16 protein-coding genes are annotated in these 14,059 nt (G+C 39.2%); 3 read left to right on the top strand and 13 right to left on the bottom strand.

Annotated features, from left to right (window positions below; genetic code table 11):
- Positions 1-16 precede the first annotated feature (16 nt).
- The 8 genes from JIN86_RS10170 to JIN86_RS10135 all read right to left on the bottom strand — a co-directional run bounded on the left by JIN86_RS10170 (position 17) and on the right by JIN86_RS10135 (position 6,589).
- Positions 17-568 (bottom strand): biotin transporter BioY, encoded by a 552-nt coding sequence (locus JIN86_RS10170; protein WP_202341852.1) that lies wholly within the window; start codon positions 566-568, stop codon positions 17-19.
- A gap of 140 nt (positions 569-708) precedes the next feature.
- Entirely contained in the window at positions 709-1,371 is a 663-nt protein-coding gene (locus tag JIN86_RS10165; RefSeq protein ID WP_202341851.1) for a TIGR04104 family putative zinc finger protein, read from the bottom strand.
- Positions 1,358-1,876 (bottom strand): sigma-70 family RNA polymerase sigma factor, encoded by a 519-nt coding sequence (locus JIN86_RS10160; protein WP_202341850.1) that lies wholly within the window; start codon positions 1,874-1,876, stop codon positions 1,358-1,360. Before JIN86_RS10160 ends, JIN86_RS10165 begins: the two co-directional genes overlap by 14 nt.
- A 104-nt stretch (positions 1,877-1,980) precedes the next feature.
- Positions 1,981-2,736 carry an ABC transporter ATP-binding protein gene (locus JIN86_RS10155; RefSeq protein WP_202341849.1) on the bottom strand — a complete coding sequence of 252 codons (756 nt, stop codon included), beginning with the start codon at positions 2,734-2,736 and terminating at the stop codon, positions 1,981-1,983.
- Between the two features lie 5 nt (positions 2,737-2,741).
- Entirely contained in the window at positions 2,742-5,060 is a 2,319-nt protein-coding gene (locus tag JIN86_RS10150) for an ABC transporter permease (protein ID WP_202341848.1), read from the bottom strand.
- A 56-nt stretch (positions 5,061-5,116) separates the two neighbouring features.
- Positions 5,117-5,767, bottom strand: coding sequence for a TetR/AcrR family transcriptional regulator (locus JIN86_RS10145; protein ID WP_202341847.1), 651 nt, complete (start codon positions 5,765-5,767; stop codon positions 5,117-5,119).
- Between the two features lie 119 nt (positions 5,768-5,886).
- Positions 5,887-6,108 (bottom strand): helix-turn-helix domain-containing protein, encoded by a 222-nt coding sequence (locus JIN86_RS10140; RefSeq protein WP_004229042.1) that lies wholly within the window; start codon positions 6,106-6,108, stop codon positions 5,887-5,889.
- 10 nt (positions 6,109-6,118) lie between these two features.
- Positions 6,119-6,589, bottom strand: a complete 471-nt coding sequence (locus JIN86_RS10135) for a DUF2975 domain-containing protein (protein ID WP_004229044.1) — start codon at positions 6,587-6,589, stop codon at positions 6,119-6,121.
- Positions 6,590-6,754: 165 nt separating this feature from the next.
- Here JIN86_RS10135 and JIN86_RS10130 point away from each other — a divergent pair, with 165 nt between their 5' ends.
- The gene (locus JIN86_RS10130; RefSeq protein WP_004229045.1) at positions 6,755-7,303 is read left to right on the top strand and encodes a GNAT family N-acetyltransferase; all 549 of its coding nucleotides are present in this window, start codon (positions 6,755-6,757) and stop codon (positions 7,301-7,303) included.
- 51 nt (positions 7,304-7,354) lie between these two features.
- On the opposite strand, the gene JIN86_RS10125 is transcribed toward JIN86_RS10130, so the two are convergent.
- The 3 genes from JIN86_RS10125 to JIN86_RS10115 form a co-directional block, all read right to left on the bottom strand.
- On the bottom strand, positions 7,355-8,803 hold the full coding sequence (locus JIN86_RS10125) for a tetratricopeptide repeat-containing diguanylate cyclase (protein WP_004229047.1): 1,449 nt from the start codon (positions 8,801-8,803) through the stop codon (positions 7,355-7,357).
- A 221-nt stretch (positions 8,804-9,024) separates the two neighbouring features.
- The gene (locus JIN86_RS10120; protein ID WP_009370945.1) at positions 9,025-10,215 is read right to left on the bottom strand and encodes a hypothetical protein; all 1,191 of its coding nucleotides are present in this window, start codon (positions 10,213-10,215) and stop codon (positions 9,025-9,027) included.
- A complete protein-coding gene (locus JIN86_RS10115; RefSeq protein WP_202341846.1) occupies positions 10,208-10,714 on the bottom strand; it encodes a sigma-70 family RNA polymerase sigma factor in 507 nt (168 codons plus the stop codon). Before JIN86_RS10115 ends, JIN86_RS10120 begins: the two co-directional genes overlap by 8 nt.
- Positions 10,715-10,837: 123 nt before the next feature.
- On the opposite strand from JIN86_RS10115, the gene JIN86_RS10110 reads away from it, so the two are divergent.
- Together JIN86_RS10110 and JIN86_RS10105 are read left to right on the top strand one after the other, a co-directional pair.
- On the top strand, positions 10,838-11,263 hold the full coding sequence (locus JIN86_RS10110; protein WP_004229052.1) for a MerR family transcriptional regulator: 426 nt from the start codon (positions 10,838-10,840) through the stop codon (positions 11,261-11,263).
- Positions 11,264-11,617 carry a DUF4260 domain-containing protein gene (locus JIN86_RS10105; protein ID WP_202341845.1) on the top strand — a complete coding sequence of 118 codons (354 nt, stop codon included), beginning with the start codon at positions 11,264-11,266 and terminating at the stop codon, positions 11,615-11,617. It begins immediately after the preceding gene.
- Between the two features lie 262 nt (positions 11,618-11,879).
- Here JIN86_RS10105 and JIN86_RS10100 read toward each other — a convergent pair whose 3' ends face one another.
- Positions 11,880-13,655 (bottom strand): cation:proton antiporter, encoded by a 1,776-nt coding sequence (locus tag JIN86_RS10100; protein WP_202341844.1) that lies wholly within the window; start codon positions 13,653-13,655, stop codon positions 11,880-11,882.
- Positions 13,656-13,758: 103 nt separating this feature from the next.
- Entirely contained in the window at positions 13,759-13,974 is a 216-nt protein-coding gene (locus JIN86_RS10095; RefSeq protein ID WP_048390387.1) for a hypothetical protein, read from the bottom strand.
- Between the last annotated feature and the right edge of the window lie 85 nt (positions 13,975-14,059).

Below are 14,059 nucleotides of genomic sequence, written 5' to 3'. Positions count from 1 at the left end.
CAATTCCTCCCATGTCCTATGCTATTGCTTCAATTAAGTGCGCTCTTTCTAAGCGACGACGAACAATTACACCAATCCATGCTGCAAGTACCGCTTTGACAATACCCACCACGATAAATGGTGCAACACCACCCATAAAGGCAGCTGTCCATGTATAATCTGCTACAATTTTTAACCACACTGTCCCAAACGCTAATGTAACAATCATCCCAATGATATTCGCAATAATAGCTTGAGTAAATGCAATACCAAATTTATCTAAGTATAAGCCCATAATAATAGCTGTGGCAAGGAAGCCTACAATATATCCACCTGTTGGACCAACTAAAATCCCAAGTCCACCTGACATACCGCTAAATACAGGTAAACCTGCTGCCCCTAGTAAAATATATAACAGAACAGATAACGTGCCTAATCTTGTCCCTAAAATCGTCACGATGATTCCAACCGCTAACGTTTGACCTGTAATCGGGATAAGTGGTAGTGGGATTGTTACCTGTGCTAAAACTGCGATTATTGCTGCCCCAAATGCTGCTAACACATATTGATATGTACTTCCTTTTTTCAATGTAAAAAGCCTCCCCTTGTGCGTTAACTAATAATAAAAATAAGTTAACACAAAGATAAAGCAAATGAAAACCATTGTCAATCTATTTTAGAATAAAAAAGAAATTGCTAGATTAGCCTAGCAATTTCCTGCCGAAATCATTACCATAAAGGTTCATTCATCGGATCTTTCTCTTGTAGCTTAAACACATATGGTGCAATTTGATAATGGTAAAAGAACATGCCCACTAAAAAGAAAATGAGACCAATAACAAAATGATGGAAAACATGCTGCAACATAATCAGCAATGGCACTGGCATCGTCATTACACCACTGATTTGCATGGATTTTTTTGTGCGGTATTGTTTTTGTCCACAATGAGGGCACACAATTTCACTATTTTTGCGATATAATTTACGTGCATCCTTCTCAGACCAACTCTCCCCACATTCAATACAAACAGGTACACCATATCCCTTTTTCAATAGATAGCGTTTGACAATAAAGGTCACCCCTATAAAAATGCTCAATAAAATAAAGCCTCTTACATAATCCGAAGCAAAAAGTGACCACCAATGCCAAGTATCCAACTGTAGGGTAGCCGCATGATGGCTTGAACTCTGTTGCCCCTTCTGCTGTGTCAAGATATAGCTAAAACCGATAACAAAAATAGTAAAGGTTGCGAATACGATACGATACGTCCATTGACTACCTGCTTTGCGTTGAACTTTTCGTTGTGCTTTCTCCGCGATTACTTGTTTGCGCTGCTGTGAGAGCTTGACATCTTGTAGCTCCTTTAATAGTTCCTCTTTAAATTGATTCATGGCGTAGCACCTCCCAATCAAAGTCACCCATTGCTGTTGCTAATTGTTTACGAGCTCGCTGTAATCTTGTGCGAATCGTTGCTTCTGGACAGTGTACAAGCTGTGCAATTTCCACTGTCGACATCTCCTCAAAATAATACAAAATCAAGACCTCTCGATAGGCAACTGATAATGTAAACAATGCCTCTACCAGCTCTTTTTTTACAGTTTTCTCTAGCATCTCCTTTTCAGGTGTCATAGCCGTTGTGCGTCCTATGATCTTTTCAAACAATGTCAGTCGTTTACTTTTCCAACTTCGTAAATAATCGTGACTTCGATTAACCGTCATTTTCACTAGATATGTACGTAAGGATGCTTCCTGACGAAACTGTCCCTGCTTCTGATAAAAGGCGATGAACACGTCCTGCACGATGTCCTCCGCCGTTGCCTTATTTTTCACATAGAGATAGGCGACCTTTAGTAAGTAATCACCGTGCTCCTCGATTATCTGTTCAATAGCCATCATTGCCCTCACCTACTTTCTAAACTACTGACGGTCACCATAATGAATGCGATTCATTTTATCAAAAAAAAATCCGTAATTTTTAAATCATTACGGATTTCTTCAAGCTAAATACCTATTTTTTGCATAGTAGAGACAACTTTGACCATTCGATCATCTAAATCGGTGCCTGTGAATCGAGGCAATCTCAGTTCATTCACGATAGCGCCATCAGACATAAAAAGGATACGCTCTGTTCTTGCGGCAATTTTTGGGTCATGGGTCACAAGCATCACCGCTGTGCCTTCACTATTGATGGAGGCTAATAAATCCATGATTTCCTGAGCAGACGTTGAATTCAATGCGCCTGTGGGTTCATCTCCAAAGATCACTTGCGGGTTGCTAATCAAGGCGCGGCAAATGCCTGCCCGTTGAAGCTGCCCACCAGAAACCTGTGTAATATCTCGCTTTGCCAAGTCTGCAATCCCCATTTTGTTCATAATCTGTAGTGCCCTTTCTGTCAAGGCCCTCACATTTTTTCGCTCATCACGCATCGCAGGTAACAGAATATTATCAAGGATATTTAAGCTTTTTAGAAAGGTCGGCTGCTGAAAGACAAAGCCCATTTTCGTTCTACGCAAATCAGCTAGTTCTTTGTCACTTAATGTCGTTAAATCCATTCCATCAAAGATGACCTGACCTTGATCAATACTGTCCATCCCGCTAAGGGCATACAACAGTGTCGATTTACCACAGCCTGATGGGCCCATAATGGAAATAAACTCTCCTTGATTGATTGCAACTGATACATCCAATAAAACGGGATGCTGTTCTTTGCCTACCTGAAACGTCTTTGCTATTTGCTCACCACTTACTATATTCATAGGTTCTACTCCTTTATATGCTCAATAATTTTTACCTTACCTGCCCTTGACGTACCAAATAGCGTAGCTAGCAGTACAACGCTTGTAAGCGCTAGTGGGCAAAAAACATAAGCTGCTAGTGGATTAATCATAAAATCAAATGATGCCGCCCCGAATGAGGCAATGACTGTACTAGTTAAATATTCACCTAACGTGTTTGCGAGCAACGTCCCCATCGAGATGGCAAGCAGTAATACAAAAATCGAACGTGCTGCATATTGTGTAGCTATATCGACATTCGTGAATCCTAATGCCTTCATAATAGCGATGGGCGCTTGATCCTTCGCAATCAGCATATTCATAAATAATAATGTCACGAGCACACACAGCAATAAGGCAATGACGAGTGCTGCACGAGCTGCCTTTTCGATGGCATGAATCGTCGTGCCAAAAGTTTGATGAATATAATCATCAATACCTGACACCTTGGCAAACGAGAAGGTTTTTGCATATTCCGCCCGTTTATCTGCAACAAGCGATGGATTAGCCATCGTACTATAGATGACACTCCACATGCTATCTGTAGACTGGTCAGAGAAAGCTGCCTTAGCAGTCTTACCGCCATTGGTAATATCTGAATAAATACCGCTGACCCTCAAATTTTTCTTCTCTCCATTCATGACCACTGCTAAACTATCGCCAACCTTTTTTTGAAGCTCCTCTGCATTGAGTACCGAAAGTGCCACTTCATTAGGAGCGACTGGAGCCTCTCCGTGTGCATATTCTAAGGGGAATATCGTATGGTCACCCAGCTCTATTTTTAGGTTTTGCGCTGTTCCGTCCTCGGCAATCGTTGTGAATTTTTTTGTTGTCAAAACAGTATAATTCTTAATGGATGTGTCATGCTCAAGCCTATCCTTCACCGCTGCCACCTGTTGTTCATTTTGCTTGCCTTGTGGGATATCAATTCGGATGTCACTGTTCCCAATACCCATATACGTAATAAAGCTTTTAGCTGCAATTGTGTTGTGTAAGTTTTGAGGGACGATAATAATAAATGTTGCCAATACTAATACTGCGAGCATTGTCGCATAAAGTGTTTTTCGTGATAATACATCCTTCATGCCAAGAAAAAGATTGATCGGTAGCCTTTTATTGGCGCTGAGGTTCAATAATTTTGCATGCTGCACTTTTCCTTGTGTTGTGCCAAAACGCATAGCCTGCGTGGCTGATAGCTTGCGAAACTGTTTGAGTACTGATCGTACATAGCTCATAATCACGAAAAATACGAGCAACAATCCCAGACCCGTGAACAACCAAATGAGTGAAACTTTGTCCGTTTCTCCCATGAACAGACGGATATTTTCTAATAGAATATCTCGAAGGAAAAAGGAACAGGCAAAACCGAGCATACAACCAATCACAGCTATAACGCCATATTTGGCTAGATACATTTTCTGAATATCTGCCACTCGTAAGCCAATTGCTTTCATCACACCGATTTCTCGATAATCCTCTTCTATTTTAGTGAGCAATGTAAATCGAATACACATAAAAGCAATAGCGACAACAAGGACACTGATGAGTAAGATAACAGCAATCATAAGGCCATCTGATATGGCATTCAGCATTTGAAAAAGCTTATAAGTAATGGTTGGTCCGTTTGCTTCTAGCCCTGCACTTGTATAGGCCTCTTCAAACTTCTTTAAATCCGCCAAATTTTTCAAACGAAACTCAATTAAATATTCAACTGTTCCCGCTTCCTGGATTGCTGCATAATCTTGTTCACTGACAAGAAAGCGTTTGGAGGAAGCCAGCATAGAGTTCATCTGTGAATCCCTTAGAAATCCAGCTATTGTAAAGGTTTGATCATGAACGATGACAGTATCCCCCAAGTCAGCGATGCCGTCCTTCCAATAGCTTACAGGTACATAAATATCACCATTTGCCACTTCAATCACATGACCATCAAGATCAAGTAAATAATCAAATTTCTCACTTTGTGTGCTGAAACCATTGTCCTGCACACTATGTGCCAAGGTGGTACCCGCAATATTGATCTTCGTGCCCTCCACATTTAGAAATTCATTCATTTGATATTCATCTACATATTTATTTTGCTCTGCAAATTCAGTCAGCCGCACTTGATCGATTTCCCCTGCATGCATCTGAAGAAAATGAGACGTTTCTGCTTGTTTCATCAGCGTGTCAATTGCACTTGTCAAATGGACAATAAGTACTGCTGATAGTGTGACAAGTAAAGCTGCTACCGCCACAAATAGCATGGTCATACCTGTAATTAGCTTGCTATTCGCCATATCATTTCGAACAATTTTCCAATACATAAGTCACCTCTTTGTATATTGTTAACCTCCATCAAACCTAACAAGACCTAAAAAACTTAGTTCGTACTGCCTTCTTCTTTATTTCCAAACATTTGCATCATATACAATAAGCTACCATTCTCCACCCCTAGCATTCGTTCAATATTAAAAATCAATGCCGGAATACGGGCAGCTCTTTCCTCATCTGTCATCAAGACGAGATCATCATCGAACACCGTATTGGTATAAGCGATAATCATTTCCATACACTCATAGGGATAAGGCGTTTGGTAAATACCTTGCTCAATGCCCTCACGAATAATGGCAGTGAGGATTGGTGGTACTTGATTGATGACCACTTGCTGTATTTTACGGTGCATCAAAGCATTTTGCGGCCTATGAACATGCTCCATCATTTCCTGTCCGCCCTGTTCATTTTGCATATTCAATGCCATGACAACGCGCAATATCCGCTCATTTACAGCTATAGTCTTGTCTGCTGCAACGTTTTTTGCCTTTGCTAGCATCGTGCTTGTATAACGCTCAATGAGCGCATCCATAATATCTTCCTTAGATTTAAAATGATAATAGAGGGTGCCTCGAGCAATGCCTACTTTTTCCAAAATATTACTCGTACTAGTGCCATCAAATCCCTTCTGTGCAAATAATTCATCCGCAGCATCTAATATTTCATTTCTACGTTCTTCCGCTTTTTTTATTTCCCTCATAAGACACCTCCTTATAATTGACCGACTGCCTGTCGATATATCTATTCTTTATACTAGCATAGGATGACTTCAGTTGGCAATAATTTCTACAAAAAAAAGAATCTGCTTTACGCAGATCCTTATTTTTGTAGTTCCTCGTTCTTCCGATATTCCAAAATATCGCCAGGCTGGCAATCCAATGCCTCACAAATAGCCTCTAATGTTGAAAAGCGGATGGCTTTGGCCTTGCCGTTTTTTAAAATCGAAAGGTTCGCCATCGTGATGCCAACTTTTTCTGAAAGCTCTGTAACACTCATTTTTCGTTTCGCCAGCATTACATCAATGTTAATGATCATTGCCATAGTATTCACCTCAAACCGTTAGATCATTTTCTGATTTGATATCGATGGCATTTTTTAGAAGCTTTTGCAGCACAGCAGCAAAGACTGCCACGACAAAGGAAGCAAAAATAATGACCATTCCAATAAGTATAAGACCTGGGGCATCGTCTACTTCCGCAGCATAGTATATCAGTGGCATGCCAACCACGTAAACACTACTAATAAGAATTGCACAATATTTGATCTTAATTAAAGCTTTCACTGACAGCTCTGAAAATGCAATGTTTTGGTCAATATAGCTTAATAGCTTGATCGTCGTAAATAGCGCAACAAAATAAGCAATAGCCGTTGCATAGACGCCAATTAAAGCAACAATGGTTAGAATGGGAGAATGCTCCACTGTATTCAAAGCAACACGAGGCACCACCCATACACATAAGGCAAGAACGGGTATACCTATTAGAAAAACAGCTATCTTTAAAAAGAGCGTTTCTCGTTTCATCTTACGCACCTCTTTTATTTATTCTCCTGTTTAATTTACCACATAATTTATCGTTTTTCAATAAATTTTTATTCCAATTCAAGATATAATAAGATATCCATTATTTGGTTTACTTTGCTTTTTATTGTGCTATAATCAATCCAACCATTGAAAAGGGGGTATTCGATGATTTATTCGCCAACCGAAAAGACGATAGAAACGACACGTTTAATACTTCGACTTTTTACGCAAGCAGATGCCCAAGAAGTAAGTGTTTTATGTAACAATTATGCGATCTATAAAAGCACATTGAGTTTACCATATCCTTATACATTAGAATGTGCATTATCGTGGATTTCCACGCATCAACAAAACTTTGAGGAAAATCGAAGTTACGAATTCGCGATAACAGACAAACAAAGTGGACAATTATATGGAGCGATAGGACTGTCAAATCAATCCCAACATCAAAGAGGAGAAATCGCTTATTGGATTGGAGAGCCCTATTGGGGTAATGGCTACGGAACAGAAGCTGCTCAAGCGATGATTGAATTTGCCTTTCAGGAGAAACAGTATCATCGTATTTATGCCCGGTATTTCCATTCCAATCCCGCCTCTGGGAAAATTATGGAGAAATGTGGCATGCGCTATGAGGGAACATTAAAGGATCATATTTATAAAAACGGTACTTTTGAAGATATTGTGTTTTATGGCTTGCTTAATCCATCACACTAGCAACACGTTTACGAAAGAGGCACTTCCCGCGTAGATATGCCTCTCTCTCTTTTAAATACCATTTCCCACATCGCAATAATGATTATAGTGCGTAATTTGGTTGCGGCCGTTACGCTTTGATTTATAGAGCGCTTCATCCGCATGCTGGATAAGCTCTTCTACTTTCTGAATTTTGCCATGATCATTCGTACTGACACCTATACTAAATTCCAACTGAACAGTTTGATTATTCACTGTTAGTGACAGTGCCGTTAAGGTTTGATACAGGTTGTCAGCCAATGTTTGCACTGATTCACCTTCCTTTACTTGACTCAACACAATGAATTCATCCCCACCAAAACGGGCAACAATGGACTCAAAGGGCTGAAAATAGTCCTGTAAAGTTTTGGCTGTATTCGTCAAAGCATCATCGCCAAATAAATGGCCATTCATGTCATTGATTTCTTTAAAATGGTCTAAATCCACCATCATCAAGGCCAATTGCTGATGATTTTCAGCCGCCTTTTCGACCATCTTTTTGGCCTGTTCATCAAAATAGCGACGATTGTAAATATTGGTCAGAGGATCAATATAGGCATTTTTTTCAAACTGCTTCTTATGATCGTTATATTCCATTTCAAACAATACATGTGAATAGTTTTCACGCTGGATTTCTAACAAAATATTTATATATTCCTTTTGTATCGCACATAATACAATTTTATTGCCTTGCTCCTCAATGAGCTTCACTAAAGAATTATAAATTAGTTGAAGTAGAGAAAGGTCATTGTTTTGTAAAGCATAATGCTTTGTCTTTTGATATAAATCGATGGCCTCACTTATACGTCCCTGTCTTTCACACAGGAAGGCATAGGCATTGAGTACCTCAAGTTGTACTTTCGAATAGGGTGGATGATGAATCGTTGCCATTAATTCTTGTAATATCGTATTGGCTTCCTCAAATTCTTCAAGCCAAATAAGTGCAACAGCTAGGTTTGTCTTCGGATGGATAATCCCTGTATAAGGCTCTTTATGCTTCATTTCAAACGCATTCGCATAATATAAACTCTTTAAGGCAAATTCCTTAGCTGTCCGATAGCTTCCCATGGATATTTCTAAGTCGCTCAGATTGTTATAGATTTTCCCCATGCTCTCCACGTGCTGGATTGCTTCAGCAATTTTTAAGCCTTTCAGCATCAACTCTTCTGATTTCTTTAAATGACCAAATGTTCCCCAATAAATGGCTGCTAAATTGTAATATTGAATTAAATCAATATCGTTGCCATGTTGAAAGGTTAACTCACGATATTGTTCAAGGACACTTATAGAAAGCTGTAAATCACCCGTTTGAAAATAACTGGCACAGCTATAACGTAATAGAAGGATAGCCTTATCATACATTTCAAGCTTAATGGCACTTTCAATTGCGGCACTACTTATTTCTATATATTCTAAAAAACGATCCGCATTATATAACTCATTAAGCGTAATCCATAGTTCTTCAAATTCTTGTGCGTTCATACCGCCCCTCCTTTTCTTCATCCTTACTTCTTTAATACTACCTTCGCCCTTAAAATATTACAATTCTTTGGACTCATTTATTTTTTTGGCATTAAGTAATTCAGCCTAATAAAGAAAATCACTGTGTATTTTTTCCTACATTCAATTAAAGGTTATTTTAACATGGTACTTTCACTATAATTTTCCCCTAAATAAAAAACAAGCCTCTTGCAAGAGACTTGTTAAGATTCTTCTATGCCTAGGATGGCTATTAATTCCTTCGCTCTATTGGCACTAAGGTGAATTTCTCCGCTACCAGCCTTTTGGAGATAAATTGAACCGCCATAGCCCTTCCACATTTCAATACGCACGCCTTCTACTTCAAATGAATATTCGGGTGGTCTTTTCATATAATTTGCGGGCTGCCAAGGGATATCCTGTAAAAACTGAGCAACCTCTTTGTTATTTTCTAGCTCAAGCATTTTTGTATTGATTGGCTCTAGTTTTTCCAGTTTAGATAATAAACCATATTTTCTGACGACCCCGTTTTCCTCCATACTGCCTGTTCCCATAGAAGTTAAAGTAATATAATCCCCCTGCTTGACAGGAAAATCATCCAGCACAGGATACCAATTGGCCTGTTCATATTTTTCAGCAAGTTGTTCTTCTGCCATATGATCAAGGTCCTCAGGAATCACCCCTTCAATAAATAAGAAAACATTCGATTCAACCTTTGCAACTGTTCCGACCATTGAAGAGCCATGTGAACTAGCCTGTAATACGATGTTATGCTCATTTTGAAAGGCTGTTGCCTGCTCAGTATAATGCGCTTGGAAATATCGTTTGGCATCAATATTGGCTACTTCTTGGTAAGCATAAAAAGTTGGATATTTTTCTTTATAGAAGGCATATAGCTTTGTTCTTGTTGTATACATTGGTAAAAGGGGCTCAAGATATGTTTCAACATACTGTTTCGGTGCTAATCCCTGAAATAGTGATTCGTATTCAGATGCTTGATAAAGCATTTCCAACTGTTCTACTTGCTTCTTGCTCTCCACCTCTAGCTCGGCCTTTGAATAATCAATCCCTAATGATTTTGCAAAATAGTAGGCGGCAACGAGCTTCTCATACGATAGATAGGCTTCCTCTTTATAAAATTCCTGCTCTTTTCCTGGCCACATTAGCCGATTAATACGTTCGAAATGCTCAAGCTGTCTTTCATGAAATAATGAGGATGTTTGCTCTGTTTCGTTTGTAAGAAGCTGCACCATCATAAACCCAACCATACAAAGTGTCAGTACAACGGTTAATAGGGTGAAACGAAAAGGCTTCCTTCTATTGATAGACTGTTGTAGTACATGTTTTTTGACTTGTTCTTTGCTTGCTGTCATATCACCAGCGACTTTGAGTAATTCCTTCTGTATTTCATTCATGTCTTAGCACCTCCCATTCCTCCTGCTTCAGATGAGGCTTTAATGCTTCTCTTGCCCGCTTCAGTCTTGTTTTCACCGTATTCTCTGCAATGCCAAGTAGCTGGGCAATATCACGAATCTTCATTTCTTCAAAATAATAAAGGATAATGGGCTCCCGATAGGTAAGTGAAAGCTTTAAAATAGCTGCCCCAATGTGAGACCGTTCCTCTGCTGCCACGAGCGCATCTCGTTGTCTATTCCCCTGAACAGGAAATATTTTTTCTTGTAATAGTAATTTCTTATAATGCCAGCTTTTTAAATAATCCTTGCTTTGATTAATCGTTAGAGTGGATAAATACGCACGCAACTTCCCACGTTCTTCATAGCCACGCTGGGAAAATTTAATAAAGACCTCTTGCACAATATCCTCAGCGGTTTGTCTGTTTTTCACATAAAAATAGGCGAGACGTAATAAATGTGCTGCATGTTCTTCGATTATTTCCTCAAGTATGCCGTCCACCTCCCCTTCTTACACTATAAACGACTTTCACTGAATGACCGTTTCATTTTTTCAACTTTTTTCCTCAAGTATCTTGACCTTGGAGCATACTCCAATGTTAGGATGAATTTAGGAGGTACTTACATGAAAATTAAACAATTCGCTGAGAAATTTCAATTAACAACGGATACCGTTCGCTATTATGAAAAAGAAGGACTCTTACAGCCGCAAAAACAAGACAATGGCTACCGTGTGTATAATGCCATGTGTGAACATACAATGAAATTTATTATCGTTTTACGTCAGCTAGGCTTTACGCTCCAAGAAATTAAACATTTACTGACTCTCGAACAAAAGCCTATTTCAACAGCATGTAATGAGGAAACGGTACAGCTATTTTCAACAAAGATTGCCCAGATTGAGCAGCAACTACAATTCTACCAGCATGCGCTTCATTCGTTACAACTGACAAAAACGTTAATGGCTGACGGACAATACGAAGAAAACCAAGAAAAAATTTCCTTACTCATAGAGGATATGTATCAAAATTTACTGGAAGGTCGTGGTTAAATGTCACTACGTAAAATCATCTCAATAGAATATATCCTTGCTTTCATCATCACTGTTTCTTTCTATGGTCATCTAAATTTTCCATGGCTTTATTTTATTGTGTTTTTATTGCTCCCAGACATCACCATGGTTGGCTATCTCATCAATACAAAAATAGGCGCTCTTTTCTATAATATGGGGCATAGTTTTGTGCTACCTGCCATATTGATGGTGATTGGTTTACTAACGACTACATCAATACCTCTGATGGCTACCCTGATTTGGCTCGCACATATTTTCTTAGATCGCGCACTTGGCTATGGTTTAAAATATGATGACGCTTTTAAGAAGACACATTTACAGCAGATTGCGTAATGAGGAGGAAAGTATGGCTAGCCATTTAACACTGCGATTTTTAGTAGAAATGGGTTAGAAAAATCTCCTAATTAAATGCTCTCTTGGGGTGGGATTACCATTATTCCTCATCGGAATATGGAGTTGCTCTCTTTAAGCTAGCTGTTCTTGTTTTATATAAAACAGGCAGAACACTAATTACAAGCATGGTCATTTTCAGTCAACTAGTCTCCTTTCTCTTGCATCAAAAAACCAGCCGCCCTGCACAAACAGGTGGCTGGTTTTAGCGAATTAAACTAATAATAGTATGTGGTTCATGTTTTATATCGTCATATTTATTGACCATATCCAACACGATAGCTCCATCCTGTGTTATAGCATACACCCAGACGGCATGAGGATTTTGTTCTACATAATCCTTCCATGTAAATACTTCTGTAATTTTCGTTTGACGAAGTTGTGCACCTTGCTCTATCAGTTCATTGAGCTGATGAATATCATGCTGTGCATCGACAAGAAGCTGTCCCCCGTACTTCCGTGAGTAATTTTTGGGGTCTGTAGAATGTAAAGCCGTTTGAAAAATATTGAGACGCCCTAATTCTGGAACAAAGTCTGCACAAACAAGGACATTATAGGCGTCCTGCTTTGTTGCTACAATTAATTGATCATATGGGGTTAAATCAACATAAAACTCAGTATGCTCGCTTAAAATATCACCTGTTTCCGTCTTAATACCATTTTGTCGAGCAGCAGATAAATCTTCCCATGCACGATCCATCATCAACACATCAATTCCGTTATTTTGCAGGGACGTTGCAAGCTGTGTTGTAAATGGAGAAGCGCCTACAATCACAATACCTTTCCCAGTGGAAGCTTGTAGATCTAATTTTTTCGCAAGCCAGCCAATGCTAAAGCCATGGGCAACCACTGTCGCAAAAACAAGTGCTAATGTGAGCGCTGTTAATAATTGTGCACTTTGAAAACCTACGTCTTGTAGTGCCGTTGTAAAGTAACCTGAAACGGTTAATGCTACAATCCCTCTCGGTGCAATCCACCCAATTAAGGCCCGTTCTTCCAATGTTAAGCCCGTATTAATGGTTGCAATCCAAATTGATAACGGTCTAACAATAAACATCATTGCTAGCACGAATAGTAGCATACGCCAATCAACGATTTGCCATAACGTATCGATGGTTAAAGACGACGTCAGCATAATAAAGACACTTGAAATTAAAATAACCGAAATATTTTCTTTAAAATGCAACAGCTCATGATGACTTGTTAAATGCATATTTGCCATCACAAGCCCCATCACTGTCACAGCCAGTAAGCCCGTCTCGTGCATGATGGCATCGCTTAGGGCAAAAACAAGTAAAATAGTAGCAAGTAACAAAGGTGATTTCAAAAACTCTGGAATTAAACCACGCTCCAAGCATTGCCCCATTACATAACCGACGACCCCTCCTAACAGGGCGGCTAAAAAGGCGGAAACAAAGAAAATGGTTAGAGATGTCCCACCTTCTAAATGATATATACCCAAAACGATCTGATACGCAAATAGCGCTAACAATGCGCCAAAAGGATCTACAACGATGCCTTCCCACTTTAAGATAGCTGCTGGTCGCTCCTTCAATTTTGCTTGTCTCAATAAAGGCAAAATAACGGTTGGACCTGTCACAATAAATAATCCACCAATGACAAAAGAGACTGGCCATGATAGCCCTGCAACAAAATGCGCGGCAGTAGAGCCTGCAATCCAAGCGATGGCTGCCCCTACTGTGGAAATACGCAATATGGACTTCTTAAAGCCACGTATTTCTCGAAAATCAAGGCTTAAACTTCCTTCAAATAATATAACGGCAACTGCCAGAGAAATAATGGTATGAAAAATAGGGCCAAATGTCTCTTTTGGAGACACTAACCCTGTAAATGGACCAATAATTAGCCCAGCGATACTCATAATGACAATGGCAGGCATGCGAAAACGCCATGCTAACCACTGTGAAAACAAACCGATAAAAATAATAAAAGGTAACTGAAATAGTAAATTGTCAAACATATGTACCACCTACAATATCCTAGGATGAATGTATATTCCCTCATTTTAGAAGGACTAAACCTGTTACCTTACATTATGTACGTATTGTGCCAAAATTATCACTTTACCTCATCATGACCATAAACGTAATCACATTATAAAGCGCTGGTGCAACCAAAGCGAAAGCTAAACATACCACTGCAGCCCATTTTGTGTTCTTAATACCACGATCATCGCCTGTCTTTAGATGATGAAAATAAGTTAATGTGAAATAAAAGCATAAAATCATAAACAGGGGGAAAATGAGTTGTTGAGCAAAGCCATGTAGAAATGTAGCCACTGAAGAAACCTCCTATTAATATCCTCTTTACATAAATATTGTAATATACCAACTCTATTTCTACCATAAAAAAAGCAGGATCCTC

It is taken from the genome of Lysinibacillus sp. HST-98 (genome assembly GCF_016757845.1).
In the GTDB taxonomy this organism is placed as follows: Bacteria; Bacillota; Bacilli; order Bacillales_A; family Planococcaceae; genus Lysinibacillus; species Lysinibacillus capsici.
The sequence above is the reverse complement of the archived record's forward strand: the minus strand, read 5'-3'. Positions and strand labels throughout refer to the sequence as shown.